Raw genomic sequence first — 20,419 nt, forward strand, 5'->3', positions numbered from 1 at the left:
ATGCGTCTTTGTCGGAAGGGGGTGTCACGGCACTCACCCTACGAACGGGAACCGGGCAAATCGGACTTCGGCTCCTTACGAAACACGGACGTCAGGGGGCCGACGGCGGTGTTCGCGCGCGTGCGGTGCGAGGCTGGCTCCATGGAGCAGCAGCAGTACGGACAGCGCGGCGCCCGGGTGCTCGTCGTCGACGACGATCCCACCGTCGCCGAGGTCGTCACCGGGTACCTCGACCGCGCCGGGTATGTCGTGGACCGGGCCGGCGACGGGCCCGACGCGCTCGCCCGCGCCGCCGCCCACTGGCCCGACCTCGTCGTCCTCGACCTGATGCTGCCGGGCATGGACGGCCTCGAGGTGTGCCGGCGGATGCGGGGGCGCGGACCGGTGCCGGTCATCATGCTCACCGCGCGCGGCGACGAGGACGACCGCATCCTGGGCCTCGAGGTCGGTGCCGACGACTACGTCACCAAGCCGTTCAGCCCCCGGGAGCTGGTCCTGCGCGTCGAGTCCGTGCTGCGGCGCACCCGGCCCGCCCATCCGCAGGGCCTGCTGCGAGCGGCCGGGCTCTCCGTCGACCCGGCGTCCCGTCGTGCCCTCAAGAACGGTGCCGAACTCGCCCTCACCATCCGGGAGTTCGACCTCCTCGCCTTCTTCCTGCGGCACCCCGGCCGCGTCTACAGCCGCGAGGACCTGATGCGCGAGGTGTGGGGCTGGGACTTCGGCGACCTGTCGACCGTCACGGTCCATGTGCGGCGGCTGCGCGGCAAGGTCGAGGACGACCCGGGCAGGCCCCGTCTGATCCAGACGGTGTGGGGCGTCGGCTACCGCTTCGACGGCTCGGACGTTTCGGAAGCTGAGGTGTGAGCATGCGCGACAACCTGCTCATCGCCCTCTTCGCCTTCCTCGGCGCCGCCGCGGCCGGACTGCTCGGCGCCTGCGTACTGCTGCTGATCCGGCGCCGTTCGCTCGCCCTGCACCTCGGTGTGGTCGCCGCCGTCGCCGTCGGCGCGATGCTCGCGGGCACCCTCGCGGTCGCGCAGGCCATGTTCCTGTCCGGGCACGACCTGAAGGTCGTCACGACCGTCGTCGCCATGGCGGCCGTGGTCTCCCTGGCCACCGCCCTGCTGCTCGGCCGCTGGGTCGCCGCCCGCAGCCGCGCCCTCACCCTCGCCGCCCGCTCCTTCGGCGACGGCGGCGACTTCACCTCGCCCGTCGGTCCCGCCACCGCCGAACTCGCCGCCCTCAGCCGCGAGTTGGAGGCCACCAGCGCCAAACTCGCCGAGTCCCGGGAACGCGAACGCGCCCTGGAGTCCTCCCGCCGCGAACTCGTCGCCTGGATCTCCCACGACCTGCGCACCCCCCTCGCCGGCCTGCGCGCGATGTCCGAGGCTCTGGAGGACGGGGTCGCCACCGACCCCGACCGCTACCTCAGACAGATCCGCACGGAGGTCGAGCGCCTCAACGACATGGTGGGCGATCTCTTCGAGCTCTCCCGCATCCATGCGGGGACGCTGGCGCTGAGCCCGAGCCGGATCTCCCTGTACGACCTCGTCGGCGACGCCCTCGCGGGCGCCGACCCCCTGGCCCGCGAGCACGGCGTACGGCTGGTCGGCGCCCGGGTCGAGCCTCTGCCGGTCGAGGTGGACGGCAAGGAGATGAGCCGGGTACTGGGCAATCTGCTGGTCAACGCGATCCGGCGCACGCCTGCCGACGGCACGGTCGCGGTCGCCGCGGAACGCTCGCCCGAGGGCGTCGTCCTGTCCGTCACGGACGGCTGCGGCGGCATCCCCGAGGAGGACCTGCCGCGGGTCTTCGACACCGGCTGGCGTGGCACGCATGCCCGAACTCCCCCTGCGGGGGCGGGACTTGGCCTCGCCATCGTGCGCGGGATCGTGGAGGCCCATCAGGGGCGGGCGACCGTCCGCAACATCCCGGGCGGCTGCCGCTTCGAGGTGACCCTGCCGGTGGCGGAGGCCTGAACGGTCACTTTTCGGGGCGGCAGTCGATGTCGGTCGGGGACACGCTCCGGCAGGTGAGCCCGCTCCCGGGGCCGATGACATGCGAGAGGAACGGCTTGATGAGCTTCTCGCAGGACGGACCCCCGCCGTCCTCGGAGTCCTCGCTCGCGTGCTTGCAGGCCCTGTCGATGACTTCGCTGCTGTCGATCTTCTGGCCGGGCGGCGGCGTGTCCGCCCAGGCCGACGGGGCGAGGAGGCCCACGCCGATCACCGGTGCGCTGAGCAGCACGGCGATCCGGGTGCGGGTGGGCTTGAAGGTGCGCCGGGGCATTGTGCGGTCCTTTCAGCTGATTTGTACGTTGTAACGCCATGATCGACGACACTGACGTCGTACAGCCGTGGACACGCTCAGTGCGTCCGCGTGAACTCCCGCATTCCCTCCGCGAAGCCGATCTCCGGTTTCCAGTCCAGTTCCGCCCGCAGCCGGGAGGAGTCCGCCGTGATGTGGCGGACGTCGCCGAGCCGGTACTCCCCGGTGACCACGGGGTCGGGTCCGCCGTACGCAGCCGCCAGCGCCCCGGCCATCTCGCCCACCGTGTGCACCTCGCCGCTGCCGGTGTTGTACGCGGTCAGCGCACCCTCGCGTGAACCCGCCTCCAGCGCCGCCACGTTGGCCGCCGCCACGTCCCGTACGTGCACGAAGTCCCGCCGCTGACGCCCGTCCTCGTAGACCCGCGGGGACTCGCCGCGGGCCAGCGCCGAGCGGAAGAAGGAGGCGACCCCGGCGTACGGGGTGTCGCGGGGCATCCCCGGCCCGTACACGTTGTGGTAGCGCAGCGACACCGCCCAGCCGCGCGTGGCGCGCGCCCACGCCGCCGCCAGGTGCTCCTGGGTGAGCTTGGTCGTCGCGTACACATTGCGCGGGTCGACCGGGGCGTCCTCCGAGACCAGTCCGGGGGAGAGGTCCGCGCCGCACACCGGGCACGGCGGCTCGAAGCGGCCCGCGTCCAGGTCGGCGGCGGTGCGCGGGCCCGGCCGTACGACGCCGTGCCGCGGGCAGCCGTACCGTCCCTCGCCGTACACCACCATCGATCCGGCCAGCACCAGCCGCCGTACGCCCGCCTCTGCCATCGCGGTGAGCAGGACGGCGGTGCCGAGGTCGTTGCGGGAGACGTACTCGGCCGCGTCCGTGAAACCGGTGCCCAGGCCGACCATCGCCGCCTGGTGGCAGACGGCGTCCACGCCGGTCAGGGCGGCGCGGACGGCGGCGGGGTTGCGCACGTCCGCCGCCGGGTCGCCGCGGACGTCGTAGGCGACGGGCTCGTGCCCGCGGGCCTGGAGAGCCGTCACGACCTGGGATCCGATGAATCCGGCACCGCCGGTGACCAGTACACGCATGCGGCCACGCTAGGTCCGTCGGCAGCCCGGCCGAGCGGGCCGCGCCCGTCATGTCACCGGTCCGTAAGACCTGACCCGGTCAGCCCGTCGGCCCCGCACCGCCCCGCAGCGGCAGCGCAACCGTGAACGTCGTCGACCCCGGCTCACTGTGCAGCTCGATCGTGCCGCCGTGGGCGCAGACCAGGGAGCTCGCCACGGCGAGACCGAGGCCGCTGCCGCCGCGGTCTCGGCTGCGGGCCTTGTCGACGCGGTAGAAGCGGTCGAAGACCCGCTCGCGGTCGGCGGGCGGGATGCCGGGGCCGGCGTCCACGACCCGCACCACGGCCCTGTCCTCCTCCAGCGCGACCTTCATCCACACCTGCGTACCTGCCGGAGTGTGCACGGCCGCGTTGGTGAGCAGGTTGTCCAGAACCTGCCGGATGCGGTGCGGGTCCACGCGCAGCTTCAGCGGGGCCGGTGGGGACGTCACCGTCAGCGGACGGTCCGGACGGCTTGCCCGGAAGGCCGCGGCCGCCTCCTCGACCAGCCCCACCAGATCCGTGTCCTGCAGCCGCAGCGGGGCGTCCACCTCCGCCGCGTCCAGGCGGGCGAGCAGCAGCAGGTCGTCCAGGAGCACGCCCATCCGGGCGGCCTCGGCGCGCAGCCGGGCCAGGTGTCTGTCGCGTTCCTCGGGGGCGTTGGCGGCGGCGTACTGGAAGAGGTCCGCGTAGCCCCGTACGGACATCAACGGGGTACGGAGTTCGTGCGAGGCGTCCGCGACGAAACGGCGCAGGCGCTGCTCGGCCTCCGCGCGCACCGCGAGGGAGTCGTCGATGTGCTCCAGCATCGTGTTGAACGCCGTGCGCAGATCCTCGACCTCCGGGCCGCCGCCCCGCTTGTCGGCGCGCAGCGGCAGCCGGGCCGCCGACTCCGTCAGGTCGTGCGAGGTGATGCCGCGGGCGGTGTGCGCCATGTCGCTGAGCGGGTTCAGGCCCCGGCGCAGCATCCGCCGGCCGAACACCACCAGCGCCAGCAGCGCGAGCCCGAAGGCGATGACCTGGACCGTGACCAGCCGCCGTACCGTGTCGTCGATGTCGTCCATCGGCGCTCCGCTGATCAGGATCACACCGGGCTTGACCTCGCAGGCGCGCAGCCGGTACTCGCCGTCCCCCGTGAGGTCCGCGGTGCGCACGATCTCGCTGTCCGCGGTGGCCTGGGCCCTGGCCAGGGAGGTGAGGGGGGCGACGTCCCGTGGGAGATCGCTGGTCTCCTCCGGCTTGCGGAGGACCGCGTTGCCGCCCGACACGTCGTACACGGCGTAGTACCAGCCCCAGTACTTCTTGCCCTGGAGACTGCCGGTCTCCGCGACGTTCTTGGACTGGGCGACCTGGGCGAGCCCCAGCTGGTCGTCGAGCTGGTTCGACAGATAGTCCCGCATATAGGTCGTCAGGGCCGTGCCGACGACGGCGAACACCACCAGCGCCAGCACCCCGAGCCCCAGCGCCAGCCGGGTGCCGAGCCGTAGTCTGCGGTAGCCCCGCGGCAGCCGCCCGATCATTCGGCGGCCTGCCGTATGACGTACCCGAAGCCCCGCACCGTCTGGATCAGCGGCTCGCCCGTGTCGTCGAGCTTGCGGCGCAGCCGGCTGACGACCAGCTCGACGACGTTCGAGCGGCCCCCGAAGCCGTACTCCCACACATGGTCGAGGATCTGCGCCTTGGTCATCACGGTCGGCGACTTGCGCATCAGGAAACGCAGCACCTCGTACTCGGTGGGGGTGAGGGTCAACAGCTTCTCGCCGCGGCGCACTTCCCGCGTGTCCTCGTCCATCGTCAGGTCCGCCACCCGCAGCACCGAGCGCTGGAAGCCGGGCCCGGCACTGCGCCGCAGCACCGTCCGCAGCCGGGCCATCAACTCCTCCACCGCGAACGGCTTGACCAGGTAGTCGTCACCGCCCCGGGTCAGCCCCGCCACCCGGTCGGCGACGCCGTCCCGCGCGGTGAGGAACACCACGGGCACCATCGTGCCCGAGCCGCGCAGCCGGTCCAGGACGCCGAAACCGTCCACGTCGGGCAGCATCAGGTCGAGCACCACGATGTCCGGATGGAACTCGCCGGCCAGCCGCAGCGCCTCCTCACCGGAGTTCGCGGTGACCGCGTCCCAGCCCTCGTAACGGGCGACGGTCGCGACGAGATCGGCGATGGGCGGGTCGTCGTCCACGACGAGGAGGCGTACTTTTTCCACCCGCTCATACTGCGGCACCCGGCTGGTCAGGCCATGTCACCGAGCTCACAGCAAGCACATCGATAAGTACTTGTAAGTTGTACGACAGGTTATCGACAGCTCCCGCAAGCCAAGCTCGGTCACCCAGGACCCGATCAAGGAGCTGCCGTCCCGTGACGACCGTCCAATCACCCCCTGCGCCCCCCACGGCGATACGCCCCAGGGTGGTGGCCCGCACGGGCCTGTACGCCGTGCTCGCCGCGAACGCGGCCGTGGTCGCCTACTTCTTCGCCCAGGCGGGCTTCGCCTCCAACGCCCTGATCGTCATCGGCCGCCTCTTCGGCCTCTACGGCGCGCTCGTCATGGCCTTCCAGCTCGTACTGGTGGCCCGGCTGCCGTGGCTCGACCGCCGCATCGGCATGGACCGGCTGACCTCCTGGCACCGCTGGACCGGCTTCGCCCTCCTGTGGACGCTCCTCGCGCACGCCGTCTTCATCACCTTCGGCTACGCCGACGGCGCGGGCGTCGGCCCGATCACCGAGCTCGTCGACCTCGCCGAGACGACGGAGGGCGTGCTCCGCGCGATCGTCGCGCTCGGCATCATCCTCGTGATCGGCGCCGTCTCGGCCCGCTACGCCCGCCGCCGCCTCGCGTACGAGACCTGGCACTTCATCCACCTCTACACGTACGTCGCCGTGGTACTGGCCCTGACGCACCAGGTCGCGGTCGGTTCGACGTTCACCGCGTCGTCCGCCGCCAAGACGTACTGGTACGGCGTGTGGGGCGTGGCCCTCGGCGCGGTCGTCCTGGGCCGCCTCGTCCTGCCGCTGTGGCGCAACACCCGCCACCAGTACCGCGTCTCCGCGGTCGTCCCCGAGTCCGACAACGTCGTCTCGATCCACATCACCGGCCGCGACCTCGACAAGCTGCCCGCGCAGGCCGGCCAGTTCTTCCTGTGGCGCTTCCTGACCCGCGACCGCTGGTGGCAGGCGAACCCCTTCTCCCTCTCCGCCGCCCCCGACGGCCGCACCCTGCGCCTCACCGCCAAGGCGGCCGGCGAGGGCAGCGCCGCCCTTCGGCACGTGAAGGTCGGCACGCGCGTCTTCGCCGAGGGCCCCTACGGCGCCTTCACCACGCTGCACCGCGTGAGGTCCGAGTCCCTGCTCATCGCGGGCGGCGTCGGCGTCACCCCGATCCGGGCCATCCTGGAGGACATCGAGGGCCACGCGGTCGTCCTCTACCGGGTCTCTTCGGACCGGGACGCCGTCCTCTACGACGAACTGCGCGAACTCGCCCTCGCCAAGGGCGCCGAGCTGCACCTGGTCACCGGGTCGCCCGTCCCCGACAGGCTGGCGCCGAGCGAGCTGGCGCGGCTGGTGCCGGACATCGCCGACCGGGACGTGTTCCTGTGCGGGCCGCCGCCGATGATGAAAGCGGTGCTGCGCAGCCTGGGCGAACTGAACGTGCCCAAGCAGCAGATCCACTTCGAACGCTTCAGCCTGGCGGGATGAGAGAGACATCGTGAAGCGAGCCATACCTGTCGTCGTCCTGAGCATCGCGGGCCTCGTCCCCGTCTGGCGCTACGAGCCGTCGGCTCCCGTAACCCCGCCCTCCGTCTCCTCGTCCTCGGGTTCCTCCTCCGGTACCCGAGTCAAGGGCCCGACGGTCAAGACGGACAAGGGCCCCGTGCAGGTCCAGGTCACCTTCGACGGCGACAGGATCACCGCCGTGAAGATGCTGCAGCAGCCGAACCATCCGCAGACGACGGCCGCGGTGCCGAAGCTGGTCGCGGAGACGCTGAAGGCGCAGAGTGCGGACATCGACACGGTGTCCGGTGCGACGATCACCAGCAACGCCTACAAGAAGTCCCTCCAAGCCGCGATCGACTCGAACCACGCGAACTCGAAGTCGTCCTCGTCCTCTTCGGGCTCCGCCTCCTCCGACGACTCCGGGCAGACCGTGTCGGGCCCGACGGTGAACACCTCCAAGGGTCCCGTGCAGGTCCAGGTGACCTTCGACGACGGCGACGAGATCACCGCCGTGAAGATGCTGCAGCAGCCGAACCATCCGCAGACGACGGCCGCGGTGCCGAAGCTGGTCGCGGAGACGCTGAAGGCGCAGAGTGCGGACATCGACACGGTGTCCGGTGCGACGATCACCAGCGACGCCTACAAGAAGTCCCTCCAGGCCGCGATAGATGGGGAGGAGTGATCCGATGCACCGCGTCGAACATGTCATGAGCTTCCCCGTCTCGCTCCGGGTCGACGACGAGCACGTTCCGGAGTCGGCCGGCGACGCGGTCTTCGCGTGGCTGCGCGAGGTCGACACCCGGTTCAGCCCGTTCAGGCCCGACAGCGAGGTGTCCCGCCACGGCCGGGGCGAGCTGGAGTCCCACGAGCTCAGCGACGACCTCGTCGAGGTCCTCGACCTGTGCGAGCACTACCGGATCGCGACGGGCGGCGCGTTCGACGTACGGCTGCCCGGCCGCCGCCTCGACCCCTGCGCCGTCGTCAAGGGCTGGTCGGTGCAGCGGGCGGCGGAGCTGCTGAGGGCGGCCGGCGCGAAGAGGTTCGTCCTGAACGCCGGCGGTGACGTGGTCGCCGCCGGCGGCCCCTGGCGGGTTGGCGTACGGCACCCCGAACACGCCGACAAGCTGTGCACCGTCCTGGAGCTCACCGACGGGGCGGTGGCGACCTCCGCGCGCTACGAACGCGGCGACCACATCATCGACGGCCGCACCGGCCTCCCGGCGACGGGGCTGCTCAGCCTGACGGTCGTGGCCGCCACCCTGACGGAGGCGGACTCGGTCGCCACGGCCGCGTTCGCGATGGGGGCGAAGGGCATCGAGTGGGCCGCCTCGCTGCCGGGCTGCGAGGTTTTCGCGGTGGACGCCGGGGGCCATGTGCTGCGCACGGAAGGGTTTCCTGTCGCCGGGGCCTCGCCGGCGGCTGCCTGACCCCTGAGCGCTCCGCCGGCTGTGCCGCCCGGGGGGTGACTAACCTGGCGCGGTGACCATCGAGTTGACGCTGTTGACGTCCGTCTCCCACCGGGGGCAGGAGATCACCGCGCCGCGGCTGCGGGGGCTGCTCGCCCTGCTGGCCGGGGAGTTGCGGGCCGGGTGCGGCGCCGGGCGGCTGGTCGACGGGCTGTGGCCGGACGAGCAGCCCGAGAACCCGACGAAGGCCCTGCAGATCCTGGTGTCGCGGGCGCGCAAGCAGCTCGGCGCCGAGGTCATCGCCAGTACCCCCACCGGTTACCGGCTCGCCCTGCGCGAGGACCAGGTCGACACGGGTGCGGTTGTGCTGTTCGCCGCCGCGAGTGCGGAGAAGGCGCGGGCCGGGGACCACTCGGGTGCCCTCGCCGAGGCGGAGGAGGGGCTGGCGCTGTGGGACGGCGCACCGGCGGAGGCAGCGGCCGAACTCGGCGATCCCGTCGGTGAGTTGCGCGCCGCACGCGCCTCCACCCACCGCTCCCTCGCCCGCTCCCGTGCCCTCGCCCTCTCCCGCACCGGCCGCCGCAACGAGGCCCTTGGCCCGCTCGCCGAACTGGCCCGCGCAGAGCCCCGCGACGAGGAACTCCTCCTGGAGCTGATGCGCTGCCAGACGGCCACCGCAGGTCCTGCCGCCGCCCTGGCCGCGTACGACACCCACCGCCGCCGCCTCCGCGACACCCTCGGCACCGACCCCGGCCCGGCCCTCCAGGAACTCCACCAGGAGCTGCTGCGCGGCGAGGCGCCGGTCGTCCGGCGCGGCGTGCCGCACGAACCCAACCCCCTGCTCGGGCGGGACGCCGACGTCGCCCAGGTGACGCGGCTCCTGCACACGGCCCGCGTCACCTCCGTCGTCGGACCCGGCGGCCTCGGCAAGACCCGCCTCGCGAGCGCCGTCGCCCGGGACGCCGAGCAGCGGGTCGTACACCTGGTGCCGCTCGCCGGAGTCCGCGAGGACGCGGATGTCGCGGCCGAGGTCGCCTCGGCACTGGACGCCTCCGGCACCGAACCGGTCGCCGGCATCGTGGGCGCCCTCGGCTCGGGACCCGCGCTGCTCGTCCTGGACAACTGCGAACAGGTGGTGGCCGGGGTCGCCGACCTGGTCCGGGCCCTCGTGTCGAGGACCCGGGACCTGCGGATCCTCACCACCAGCCGGGCGCCGCTCGGGCTGTCCTCCGAGACCGTGTATCCGCTGCCCGAGCTGGACCCCGTCACCACCGTCGAGCTGTTCGAGCAGCGCGCCCGCGCCGCCCGCCCGGACGCCGACCTGCCCGCCGACACCGTGGCCGCCCTGTGCCGCCGCCTCGACGGGCTGCCGCTGGCCGTCGAACTCGCCGCGGCCCGGGTGCGGGTGATGTCCGTCGCGGAGGTCGCCCGGCGTCTGGAGGACCGGTTCGCGCTGCTGCGGGGCGGCTCCCGGGACGCCCCGCAGCGCCACCGCACCCTGCACGCCGTCGTCGACTGGAGCTGGAACCTCCTAGACAAGCCGGCGCGGTCCGCCCTGGCCACACTGTCCGTCTTCCCGGCCGGATTCACCGCGGAGGCCGCCGGGCAACTCGTCGACGATGCCCTGGAGATCCTGGAAGACCTGGTCGACCAGTCCCTGCTGAAGGTCGCCGACACGGCCTACGGCTCCCGCTTCCGCATGCTGGAGACGGTCCGTGAGTTCGCCGCCGTATACCGGGAAGAGGCGGTCACGGGCCGATTTCTGTACTGGGCAAGGGAGTTCGGCGTCGCCCATCACGACGCTCCCTTCGGCACCGACCCGTTCGCGTCCTGGCAGCTGATCCGTGCCGAGCAGGACAACCTCGTCCAGGCGCTGCGGCTCGCGCTGGCCGTCGACGACCTGGACACCGTCGCCGCCGTCACCGCCGTACTCGGCGGCCTGTGGACCACGGAGACCAACTACCCCCGGATGATCGCCCTCACCGAGGACACCGCCCGGCCCCTGTCCCACTACCGGCCCGCCCCCGAGTACGTCGAGCCGACCCGCACCGCCGCCGCCCTGCTGACCGCCAACCTGTTCCTGGGCGTCGGACCGGGCGCCGTCCGCACCCTGGTCACCCTGCGCCGGCTGCCGCCCGCCGAGCCGGACACGATGGTGCGGGCGGTGGCGGCCGTGCTGTGTGCCTTCCCGCGGGTGCTCGCGGACCACGATGCGCTGGCCGAACTGTGCGACAGCGACAAGCCGTTGCTAGCAGGCGTCGCCAACTGCGTGGCCAGTTATGTGTGGGAGAGCGAGCACCGGCCGGACCTTGCCCTCGCCGCCGCCCGCCGCATGGTCGAGGCGCTCGGCGACGGGGACATCCCGCTGCTGCGCATCTGGCCCGCCTCCCGCCTCGCCGAACTGTGCCTGCAGACCGAGCGCGGGGGCGAGGCTCTGGTGCACATGGAGCGTGCCCTGGACGCCCTGGAGAGCCTCGGCGAGTGGAGCGACACGATCGGCATGCGATGGGGTCTGATGCTCGCCAACCTGCAGACCGGTGACCTCGACGCGGCCGAGCACTGGCTGGAGGAGGCCCTGCGCAACCAGCCGGAGGGCACCGCCTCCGACGCCTTCACCCCCGACCTGGGCGCCCGCGCCGAGATGGCCCTCGCGCGCGGCGACGTCGAGACGGGGCTCGGGCTGTGGCGCCGCGCGCTGGGCCGGCTGGAGCACGGTTCGAGCCCGGTCTTCGGCGACGAACTCGTCATGGAGGGCTGGGTGTTGGAACTCCAGTCGGTCGCCCTCACCGCGCACGCCCGGCACGGCCGCACCGACCTCGTCGCCCCCCTCGCCGCCGCGCTGCCCGCCCGTCTCACCGCCCTCCTGACCCGCCCCACGGCCGCCCCGCACTACGTGACGGTCGACTTCCCGGTGTGCGGCGCGCTGCTGCTCGCCCTCGGTGCGGTCGCCCTGGCCGACGGCGACGGCGCTCGCGGTGCCCGTCTGACCGCCCTCGCCGAACGCTTCCGCGCCCTGCGCAACTTCCAGCCCACGATGTCCTCGGCGCACGCCCGCGCGGCCGCCGAGAACGCCGACAAGGCGGCCTACGAGGACGCGGAGTCCACGTACGCCGCCCTGGACGCGGAGGGGCTTCGGAAAGCCGCCCTCGGCCTGGTGCGGGTCACAGCCTGACGGGCAGGCTCAGCAGGTGGAAGCCGTCGCCGGGCCAGTGCCCGAATCTCACCTGCGCACGGTCCACGGCCAGCTCCGGTGCCGCCGACCGCCGTACCAGAAGCTCCTCGAACACGACCCCCGTCACCAGCCGGCCGAGCGCCGCGCCGATGCAGTAGTGCGGGCCGTGCCCGAAGGCCAGGTGGCCGTCCCCGCGGCCGAACTCCCTTGTCACGTCGAGGCGTTCGGGGGAGTCGTACGAGGCCGGGTCGTGATCCGCGGCGAACAGCGCGACCGTCACCGCCTCGCCCTTCCTCAGCCGGGTGCCGGCGAACACGAAGTCCTCGGTGGCGTAGAGGGTGGCGCCCATGCGTACGAGCGTGACGTGGCGGAGGAGTTCGGGTACCGCGCGGCCGAGCAGTTCGGGCTCGGCGCGGAGCTTCGCCAGCTGGTCGGGGTGGTCCAGCAGGGCGAGGAGGGCGTGCGCCAGGAACAGGGCGGGCGGGGTGATGCCGGTGTTGATGAGCAGGAAGAAGACGGTGACGATCTCGTCGTCCGTCATGCCGCCGTCCGCCAGCAGGGCCGACACCAGGTCGTCTGCGGGTTCGGCGCGGCGCCGGGCGACCAGGTCCTTCGTGTACTCCACGACACCGCCGAGCCCTTCGAGGACGCGGCTGCCGTCGCCGTACGCGAAGTCCCGGATCCAGCCGCAGACCTTGTCCTGGTCGGCCGCGTCCACGCCGACGAGCGCGCAGATGACGGCCGTGCTCAGCGGGTAGGCGAACTCGCCCAGCAGGTCGGCCTGTTCGCGTTCGCCGAGGGTTTCGATCAGCTCCTGTGCCGTCTTCTGCACGAAGGGGCGGAGCGCGGCCACCCGGCGGGCGGTGAAGGCGCGGGTGAGGGGGCTGCGGCGGCGGGTGTGCTCGTCGCCGTCGAAGAGGGCCAGGTGGCCGGAGAGGTACTGGACGTACTCCTCCGGCAGGCCCTCCAGCCCTGAAGCCAGCAACTCGGCCTGCGGATCCGGCATTTCGGAGTCGGGGACGGTCGATCTGTCCCGGACCAGGCGCGGTTCGGTGAGCGCGGCCTTCACGTCCTCGTGGCGGGTGACGAGCCGTACGGGGGTGTTCAGGCCAGGGAGTACGACGTGGCCGAGGCCGGGGCGGGCGCGGAGGTCGGCGTAGGCGCCGAGGGGGTTCTCGACGAGTTCGGGGGTGAGGTGGAGGGCGTCGGTGGTCATGTTGCTTCCCTTTCCTGGTAGTTGGCCGGAGCTTCAGCTGGGGTCGCGGTCGAACAGGCGGAGCGACCACACGAATCCGAGGACCGCGATGGCCACGCTCCACGCCACCGCCATCCAGCCGTTGTGGCCGATCTCGGTGCCGGTGAGCAGTCCGCGTACGGTCTCGATGACCGTGGTGAACGGCTGGTACTCGGCGAACCAGCGGATCCAGGACGGCATCGAGTCCACGGGCACGAAGGTGCTGCTGACGAAGGGCAGCAGGAACGAGATCGGCAGCGGGGCGTTGCTGGCCCCCTCGGGCGTCTTGCTGATCAGCCCGAGGCCGACCGAGAGCCAGGTCAGCGCGAGGACGAAGAGGACGAGCAGCCCGATGGCCGCCAGCCACTCCAGGAAGCCCGCGTTCGGACGGAAGCCGATGGCGAGGGCGACGGCGGTCACCAGGGTCAGGTTGATCACCGTCTGGATGACCGAACCGACGACATGGCCGACCAGGATGGACGGCCGGGAGATCGCCATCGTGCGGAAGCGGGCGACGATGCCCTCGGTCATGTCCGTGCACACGGCGACCGCGGTCGGCACGGCTCCGGTGCCCGCGGTCATCAGCAGGATGCCGGGGACGAGATAGGCGAGGTAGGCGGTACGGCCGCCGCCCTGGCCGATTCCGGTGCCGAGCGCGTCGCCGAAGACGTACACGAACAGCAGGAGAAGGAAGACGGGGATGAGCGCGACCTGGAGCGTCATGGAGGGGTAGCGGCGGGCGTGGAGCAGGTTGCGCCGCAGCATGGTGAGGGAGTCGCGGGTGTGGAGGGTCTGGAGGTTCGTGCTCATCGGGCCTGCACCTTCTCGTGGTCGGGGCGGCCGGTGACCGCGAAGAAGACGTCGTCGAGATCGGGGGTGTGGACGGTGAGTGAGTCGACGGTGACGGAGGCGCCGTCGAGGATGTCGAACAGGGCGCGCAGGGTGTGGACGCTGCCGTCGCCCGGGACCTGGAGGGTGAGTGCCTCGTCGTCCCGCATTCCTACGTCCAACACCTGGGCGGCGCGGGCGAGTTGAGCGGGGTCGAGGAAGCGGAGCCGGACATGGCCGCCGGGGACGAGACGCTTGAGCTCGTCCGCCGTGCCCTCGGCGACGATCCGGCCGCCGTTGAGGACGGCGATGCGGTCGGCGAGCTGGTCGGCCTCCTCCAGGTACTGCGTGGTGAGGAAGACGGTGACCCCGCTGTCGACCAGGTCGCGGATGATCTGCCACATGGTGTGGCGGGAGCGCGGATCGAGGCCGGTGGTCGGCTCGTCGAGGAAGATCACCTCGGGCGAGCCGACCAGTGTCATCGCGATGTCGAGGCGCCGGCGCATACCGCCCGAGTAGGTGGAGGCGGGCTTCTTCGCGGCCTCCACGAGGTCGAAGCGGGCGAGGAGTTCGGCGGTGACGCGGCTGCCTTCGCGGCGGTCCAGGTGGTGCAGGTCCGCCATGAGCGCCATGTTCTCCTCGCCGGTGATCAGGTTGTCCACGGCGGAGAACTGGCCGGTGACGCCGATCGCGGCACGTACGGACTGCGCGGCGGCGGCCACGTCGTGCCCGGCGACCCGGGCCGTGCCGCCGTCGGAGCGGATGAGGGTGGAGAGGATCTGGACGGTGGTGGTCTTGCCGGCGCCGTTCGGGCCGAGCAGGGCGAAGACCGTGCCGCGCGGGACGTGCAGGTCGATGCCGTCGAGGACGAGCTTGTCGCCGTATGCCTTGCGCAGTGCGGTGGCTTCGATCGCCGTTGCTGTCGTCGGGTTCATGCCGCAGAGCTTGCGGGAGGCCGGATTCAGGGCGGCTTCACGGCGGTTTCAGTGCGGCAGGTGGGCTGAAACCGGAGGCGGACATGGCGAAGGGCGGGCCGCCGGCAGGGGAGTCCGGCGGCCCGCCCGTCAGGGGGTGGGGGATGGGGATCAGCTGACGTCGGAGGCGTCCAGGCGGTAGAGGCCGCTGTACGCGCTCACGGCCGTGCCGTGTTTCTTCACCCAGGTCGAGATCTCGGAGTTGGTGGACTGGCCGCCGCTGCTGCTGACCACGATGTAGTGCAGCTTGCCCGACTTCACCAGGCTCTTGAGCTTGGCGAGGGTCATGGCGTTGTCGCTGCCGGACCAGCCGCCCATGGAGATGACCGGTTGGCCGGACTCCAGGATGATCGAGGAGGCCGTCTGGTCGGTGGCCACCGCCACCAGCCAGGTGGCGCCGTCCTGGTGCTTCTTCAGGTACGTGATCATGCCGGAGGTGACCTGAGTGCCACCGCCCATCTGGCCGCCGCCGGTCTTCGAGGAGGACGAAGAGCCCTTGCTGGAGGAGGAGTTGGAGCTGCTGCCGCTCGGAGGCTGACCCATCGACTGGCCGCTGCTGGAGCCGCTCGGGGCGTTCCCGCTCGGCTTGCTGCCGCTCGTGCTCGGCGCGCCGCCCTTGCTGCCGCTCGGGCCGCCGCCCATGCCGCCACCGGTGTTGGGACCGGCCGTCGGGTTGGTGCCGTTGCTGCTCGCGGTCGTCGCCGCCGAGGCGGAGTAGGCGGCGGGCCCGGCGAGCAGGGCCACGATCGCGGCCAGCGCCGCGAAGCCGAGCAGCTTCTGCCGCTTCATGAACCGCCCGGCCGGCAGGCCGAGCACCGCCGCCGCACCGGCGACTCCGACGACGATCTCAGCGACCGTGTAGAGCGTGCCGGAGCCGGAGACCCGCTGGAGCAGCACGATCGCCCAGACCGAGCTGACGGCGATCGCCGCCGGGAGCACCCAGCCCCACTTCGCGACCGAGCCCTCCTTGAAGGCCTTGTAGAGCATGACCCCGCCCGCACCGGCCAGGGCAGCGATACCGGGAGCCATGGCGGTCACGTAGTACGGGTGGAAGGTGCCCTCGGCGAGGGCGAACGTCAGGTAGTGCAGGACGAACCAGCCGCCCCAGAGCATGAGCGCCGCCCGCTTGGCGTCGGTCCTAGGCGCCCGGCCGCGCAGCACCAGCCCGCCGACGAGGGCGATCGCGGCGAACGGGATCAGCCAGGAGATCTGGCCGCCCATGATGTCGTTGAACATCCGGTAGATGCTCGCGCTGCCGCCGAAGCTCGCGCCGTTGCCCTGCGAGCCGACCGACGAGCTCGCCCCGAAGATCCGGCCGAAGCCGTTGTAGCCGATGACGAGGTCCCAGACAGTGTTGTCGGTGGAGCCACCGACGTAGGGACGGGAGGAGGCAGGGATCAGGTCGACGATCACCATCCACCAGGCGCTGGACACGATCAACGCCACCGTGCCGACGGCCAGGTTGCGGATCCTGCGGCCCAGCGAGATGTTCGCGGCCCACAGATGGACCAGGAAGAACGCGGGCAGCACGACGTACGCCTGCATCATCTTCGTGTTGAAGGCGAAGCCGATCGCGACGCCGGACCACACCATCGGCATCAGCCGCCCGGTGCGCACGGCCTTCAGCAGCGCGGCCGCGCCCAGCAGCATCAGGAAGACGAGGATCGGGTCCGGGTTGGTGTCACGGTTGATGGCGACCGTGATGGGCGTGAGGGTGAGCGTGAGCGCGGCGATCGTGCCCGCCACGACTCCGAAGTCCCGCTTGACCAGCCGGTACAGCAGGGCCACCGAGCCCGTGCCCACGGCCACCATCGGCAGCATCAGCTGCCAGGTGCCGTACCCGAAGACCCGGGCCGACAGGCCCATCACCCACAGGGCGAACGGCGGCTTGTCGACGGTGATGAAGCTGCCGGAGTCCAGCGCGCCGAAGAAGAACGCCTTCCAGCTCTTGGTGCCGGAGTAGACGGCCGCGTTGTAGAAGGTGTTGCCGGTGATGGAGGACAGGTTCCAGGCGTACAGGGCCGTGGCCAGGACCAGGATCGCCCACAGGGCGGGACGGGCCCAGCGGGGGTCCTCGGGGGCCCCGGTGAACAGCCTTCCGACCCGGGAGACCGGCGGGGTCGAGGCCCGGTGCCTGCCCTCCTGGGCGGGCGCGGGGGGCGGGGCGAGGGTCGTCATGACGCGTACTCCAGGTGGGAAGAGGCGTTCGCCCCGATGGGCAGGACTTCGGAGGTCTTTCGGGCGGCCGGCACCTGCGCGGTGCTGTTCCGCCGGGGTACGGCGATTCGGGTACGGCCGGCCACGGTGGACCGGAACATCCGGCGCATGCCCTTGAGGTCGTCGACGGCGGTACGGACGATGTCGACCCGGCTGTCGGGGTCGTCGGTCCAGTCGACCGGAACCTCGTGGATGCGCAGCCGGTTGCGCTGGGCCAGGACCAGCAGCTCGGTGTCGAAGAACCAGGCGGTGTCCTCGATGTGCGGGGCGAGGGCCCGGAAGACGTCGGTGCGGACGGCCTTGAAGCCGCACTGCGCGTCGGAGAAACGGGCGCCGAGCCCGGCCTTCAGCAGCAGGTTGTAGGAGCGGGAGATGAACTCCCGCTTGGTGCCGCGCACCACGTCCGACTGCCGGTGCAGCCTGCTGCCGATGGCGAGGTCGCTGTGCCCGGTCAGCAGCGGGGCGACCAGGGGCAGGAAGGCCTCGAGACCGGTGGACAGGTCGACGTCCATGTAGGCGACGACGTCCGCCGTGGAGTCGGCCCACACCTTCTTCGTACCGTCCGTGCTCGTGTTGTCCGCGATCGTGATCCGGAACGGGAAGGACTCTTCCAGGTATGCGTGGAGACCGCCGATGCTGTCGGCGAGGACGTGCGCCTCGTTGTACACCGGCACCACGATCTCGACCGACCGCCGCCGGACGCCTCCCGCGTTCGTTTCGTTCATGGCCATGACGATCCGGGCCATGCCTGTGGGATCGCTGAGCGGCTTCTGAGCGGAGAGTGAGAATCAGCGGACTCACAGGCAGGTCATGGGTGAGTGCTGTCGGACCCCAAGGCTCCGGCCTGCAGGGACGGTTCGGCGCGGCGAATGAATTTGGCCATGCTCCGGCAGGAGTCGTGAAACAAAAGCGGTCTAGACTCTGCCTCCAACGGTCCAGACCCGAAGGGTATTCGGCGTTTTGATACGGATAGATTCAGTCACCAAGCGCTACCCCGACGGCACGGTGGCGGTCGACAACCTCTCCCTGGAGATACCCGACCGCTCGATCACCGTCTTCGTCGGACCGTCGGGCTGCGGCAAGACGACGACCCTGCGGATGATCAACCGGATGATCGAGCCGAGCGAGGGCACGATCACCCTCGACGGCAAGGACATCACGCAGCAGCCGGTGAACACGCTGCGGCGGTCCATGGGGTACGTCATCCAGAACGCCGGCCTCTTCCAGCACCGCACGATCATCGACAACATCGCCACGGTGCCCCGGCTGCTCGGCTGGAGCAAGGACAAGGCGCGGACGCGGGCCCGGGAGCTGATGGAGCGGGTCGGGCTCGACGGCTCCCTCGCCAAGCGATACCCCTACCAGCTGTCCGGCGGTCAGCAGCAGCGCGTCGGCGTGGCGCGGGCGCTCGCCGCGGATCCGCCGGTGCTGCTGATGGACGAGCCGTTCTCGGCGGTCGACCCGGTGGTGAGGAAGGGCTTGCAGGACGAACTCCTGCGTATCCAGGGGGAGTTGGGCAAGACCATCGTCTTCGTCACGCATGACATCGACGAGGCGGTGAAGATCGGCACGATGGTCGCCGTGATGCGCACCGGCGGTCACCTCGCACAGTTCGCGCCGCCCGCCGAGCTGCTGTCCAACCCCGCGGACGCGTTCGTCGAGGACTTCCTCGGCGCGGACCGCGGCATCCGGCGGCTGTCGTTCTTCTCCTCCGCCGGACTCGACCTCCTGACCACCCCCATCGTTGCCGTCGACTCCACCGCCGAGCAGATCGCCGAGCGCAGCGCGAACGACGTGCCGTACCTGCTCGTCACCGACGTGGACGGCAAGCCGCTCGGCTGGAGCGAGCCGGCGACGCTGACCGCGGGCGACATCGACCCGGCGCGGCTCCTGCCGTACGGGCGCCCCTTCGAGCACGGCAAGGAGTCGCTGCGTGCCGCGCTCGACTGCGCCGTGCTCTCGCCCACCGGGTGGGCCGTCGCGGTGGGTGCCGACGGCCGGGTCGCGGGCGTCGTCTCGCAGCAGACCATCGGCGAGGCGATCCGCACCGCGCACGCCGAGGGCCGCAGCGACGCGGACGATGCGGACGACGCGAAGGTCGCGGGATGAGCGGCGGCCTGTTCGACATACCGAGCGACCTCCAGAACACGTACTGGGGTCTGGTCGGGCTGCATCTGCGCGAGGCCCTGATCCCGGTCGTGGGCGGACTGGTCGTGGCGCTGCCCATCGCCCAGCTGTGCGTGCGGCTGCGGTGGTTGTACCCGCCGGTGCTGTGGGTGACGACGATCCTTTACGCGATCCCGTCGCTCGCCTTCTTCGTCGTCCTCATCGACTACACCGGTCAGACCGAGACGACGGTGATGATCCCGCTGGGCGTCTACAGCCTGGTGGTGTTCGTCCCGGCGATCGTGGACGGCGTCCGGTCCGTGCCGCAGGAGACGCTCGACGCGGCCACCGCCATGGGCCTCGGGCCCGTACGCCGGTACTTCCAGGTGCAGTTGCCGATCGCCGCGCCCGCGATCATCGCCGGGCTGCGGGTGGCGACGGTCTCCAGCATCTCCCTGGTGAGCGTCGGCATGCTGATCGGCAACCAGGGCGGCCTGGGCAACCTGCTCAACGACGGCATGATCTACCACCAGCCGCGCCTGGTCTGGCTCTCGGTGATCGGCACGGCCGTCCTCGCCATCCTCGCCGACGCGCTGCTGGTCGTCGTACGCATCCTGGTCACGCCCTGGATGCCGCGCGGCGGCCGTAAACCACGTCCCGTGGATGAGCCCGAACCCGTCACGGCCGCTCTGGAGGACGCCGTCCGATGAACGTCCTCCACTTCATCAACGCCTTCTTCAGCGACAGCGCCCACTGGAAGGGCTACGACGGCATCCCCACCCGGCTGAGCGAGCACATCCAGTACTCGCTGACCGCGCTCGCCATCGCCGCCGCCATCGGGCTGCCGCTCGGCCTGCTCACCGGGCACACCGGACGCGGCGGGAACACCGTGGCGTTCATCGCCACCGCCGGGCGCGCCCTGCCCAGCTTCGGCCTGCTGGTGCTGATGTTCGTGCTGCTCGGCCTCGGTCTGACGCCCGTGATGATCCCGCTGGTCGTCCTCGCGGTCCCGCCGATCCTCGTCACCACCTACGAGGCGGTGCGCTCCGTCGACCCGTCCCCGGTGGACGCGGCCCGCGGCATGGGCATGGCCGAGCCGCGCATCCTCTTCCAGGTCGAACTCCCGGTCGCACTCCCGCTGATCCTCAGCGGCCTGCGCTCGGCGGCCATCCAGATCGTCTCGACGGCCACCATCGCCGCGTATGTCTCTCTTGGCGGTCTTGGCCGGTACATCGTCGACGGCCTCTACCAGCGCAACTACGAGAAGGTCGTGGGCGGGGCGACGCTGGTGGCGGTCCTGGCGCTGCTGACGCTGGGCTTGTTCGGGGCGGTGGCGCGGTTCACGGTGTCGCCAGGGGTACGCAGAAGCGCCCCTTAAGGGGCGCGGGGAACTGC

At 71.4% G+C, this 20,419-nt stretch carries 18 protein-coding genes; 9 read left to right on the forward strand and 9 right to left on the reverse strand.

Annotated features, from left to right (window positions below):
- The first annotated feature begins 141 nt into the window (after positions 1–141).
- Complete coding sequence (locus ACFY10_RS09885) at positions 142–864, forward strand: response regulator transcription factor (protein ID WP_390664545.1); 723 nt, start codon at positions 142–144, stop codon at positions 862–864.
- A 2-nt stretch (positions 865–866) separates the two neighbouring features.
- Positions 867–1,979, forward strand: coding sequence for a sensor histidine kinase (locus ACFY10_RS09890; RefSeq protein WP_390664546.1), 1,113 nt, complete (start codon positions 867–869; stop codon positions 1,977–1,979).
- A 4-nt stretch (positions 1,980–1,983) separates the two neighbouring features.
- Here the strand turns inward: ACFY10_RS09890 and ACFY10_RS09895 are convergent, their stop codons facing one another.
- The 4 genes from ACFY10_RS09895 to ACFY10_RS09910 form a co-directional block, all read right to left on the reverse strand.
- Entirely contained in the window at positions 1,984–2,289 is a 306-nt protein-coding gene (locus ACFY10_RS09895) for a hypothetical protein (RefSeq protein ID WP_390664547.1), read from the reverse strand.
- Between the two features lie 77 nt (positions 2,290–2,366).
- Entirely contained in the window at positions 2,367–3,356 is a 990-nt protein-coding gene (locus ACFY10_RS09900; protein ID WP_390664548.1) for an NAD-dependent epimerase/dehydratase family protein, read from the reverse strand.
- A gap of 79 nt (positions 3,357–3,435) precedes the next feature.
- On the reverse strand, positions 3,436–4,893 hold the full coding sequence (locus ACFY10_RS09905; protein ID WP_390664549.1) for a sensor histidine kinase: 1,458 nt from the start codon (positions 4,891–4,893) through the stop codon (positions 3,436–3,438).
- The gene (locus ACFY10_RS09910; RefSeq protein ID WP_266961851.1) at positions 4,890–5,579 is read right to left on the reverse strand and encodes a response regulator transcription factor; all 690 of its coding nucleotides are present in this window, start codon (positions 5,577–5,579) and stop codon (positions 4,890–4,892) included. Before ACFY10_RS09910 ends, ACFY10_RS09905 begins: the two co-directional genes overlap by 4 nt.
- Positions 5,580–5,731: 152 nt before the next feature.
- Between ACFY10_RS09910 and ACFY10_RS09915 the strand changes: the two genes are divergently transcribed.
- From ACFY10_RS09915 to ACFY10_RS09930, 4 genes are read left to right on the forward strand one after another with little or no spacing between them, the layout of a single operon-like run.
- Positions 5,732–7,069, forward strand: coding sequence for a ferric reductase-like transmembrane domain-containing protein (locus ACFY10_RS09915; RefSeq protein WP_390664550.1), 1,338 nt, complete (start codon positions 5,732–5,734; stop codon positions 7,067–7,069).
- A 10-nt stretch (positions 7,070–7,079) separates the two neighbouring features.
- A complete protein-coding gene (locus ACFY10_RS09920) occupies positions 7,080–7,769 on the forward strand; it encodes an FMN-binding protein (protein WP_390664551.1) in 690 nt (229 codons plus the stop codon).
- A 4-nt stretch (positions 7,770–7,773) separates the two neighbouring features.
- Positions 7,774–8,514: an FAD:protein FMN transferase gene (locus ACFY10_RS09925; RefSeq protein ID WP_390664552.1), complete on the forward strand. Its 741-nt coding sequence runs from the start codon at positions 7,774–7,776 to the stop codon at positions 8,512–8,514.
- 52 nt (positions 8,515–8,566) lie between these two features.
- Positions 8,567–11,665, forward strand: coding sequence for an ATP-binding protein (locus ACFY10_RS09930; protein WP_390664553.1), 3,099 nt, complete (start codon positions 8,567–8,569; stop codon positions 11,663–11,665).
- Here ACFY10_RS09930 and ACFY10_RS09935 read toward each other — a convergent pair.
- From ACFY10_RS09935 to ACFY10_RS09955, 5 genes are all read right to left on the reverse strand, one after another.
- Positions 11,655–12,881: a cytochrome P450 gene (locus ACFY10_RS09935; RefSeq protein ID WP_390664554.1), complete on the reverse strand. Its 1,227-nt coding sequence runs from the start codon at positions 12,879–12,881 to the stop codon at positions 11,655–11,657. The genes ACFY10_RS09930 and ACFY10_RS09935 overlap by 11 nt on opposite strands.
- 33 nt (positions 12,882–12,914) lie before the next feature.
- Positions 12,915–13,709: an ABC transporter permease gene (locus tag ACFY10_RS09940; RefSeq protein WP_390664555.1), complete on the reverse strand. Its 795-nt coding sequence runs from the start codon at positions 13,707–13,709 to the stop codon at positions 12,915–12,917.
- Positions 13,706–14,662, reverse strand: coding sequence for an ATP-binding cassette domain-containing protein (locus ACFY10_RS09945; RefSeq protein WP_390664556.1), 957 nt, complete (start codon positions 14,660–14,662; stop codon positions 13,706–13,708). The genes ACFY10_RS09940 and ACFY10_RS09945 overlap by 4 nt, the downstream gene beginning before the upstream one ends.
- Positions 14,663–14,812: 150 nt before the next feature.
- Positions 14,813–16,879 carry an ArnT family glycosyltransferase gene (locus ACFY10_RS09950; protein ID WP_390664557.1) on the reverse strand — a complete coding sequence of 689 codons (2,067 nt, stop codon included), beginning with the start codon at positions 16,877–16,879 and terminating at the stop codon, positions 14,813–14,815.
- Positions 16,876–17,643 (reverse strand): glycosyltransferase, encoded by a 768-nt coding sequence (locus ACFY10_RS09955; RefSeq protein ID WP_390664558.1) that lies wholly within the window; start codon positions 17,641–17,643, stop codon positions 16,876–16,878. The genes ACFY10_RS09950 and ACFY10_RS09955 overlap by 4 nt, the downstream gene beginning before the upstream one ends.
- Before the next feature lie 235 nt (positions 17,644–17,878).
- On the opposite strand from ACFY10_RS09955, the gene ACFY10_RS09960 reads away from it, so the two are divergent.
- From ACFY10_RS09960 to ACFY10_RS09970, 3 genes are read left to right on the forward strand one after another with little or no spacing between them, the layout of a single operon-like run.
- On the forward strand, positions 17,879–19,027 hold the full coding sequence (locus tag ACFY10_RS09960; RefSeq protein WP_390664559.1) for an ABC transporter ATP-binding protein: 1,149 nt from the start codon (positions 17,879–17,881) through the stop codon (positions 19,025–19,027).
- Positions 19,024–19,734 (forward strand): ABC transporter permease, encoded by a 711-nt coding sequence (locus tag ACFY10_RS09965; protein ID WP_390664560.1) that lies wholly within the window; start codon positions 19,024–19,026, stop codon positions 19,732–19,734. The genes ACFY10_RS09960 and ACFY10_RS09965 overlap by 4 nt, the downstream gene beginning before the upstream one ends.
- On the forward strand, positions 19,731–20,402 hold the full coding sequence (locus ACFY10_RS09970; protein ID WP_390664561.1) for an ABC transporter permease: 672 nt from the start codon (positions 19,731–19,733) through the stop codon (positions 20,400–20,402). Before ACFY10_RS09965 ends, ACFY10_RS09970 begins: the two co-directional genes overlap by 4 nt.
- The last annotated feature ends 17 nt before the right edge of the window (positions 20,403–20,419 follow it).

The sequence above is a fragment of the Streptomyces sp. NPDC001401 genome (genome assembly GCF_042895385.1).
In the GTDB taxonomy this organism is placed as follows: Bacteria; Actinomycetota; Actinomycetes; order Streptomycetales; family Streptomycetaceae; genus Streptomyces.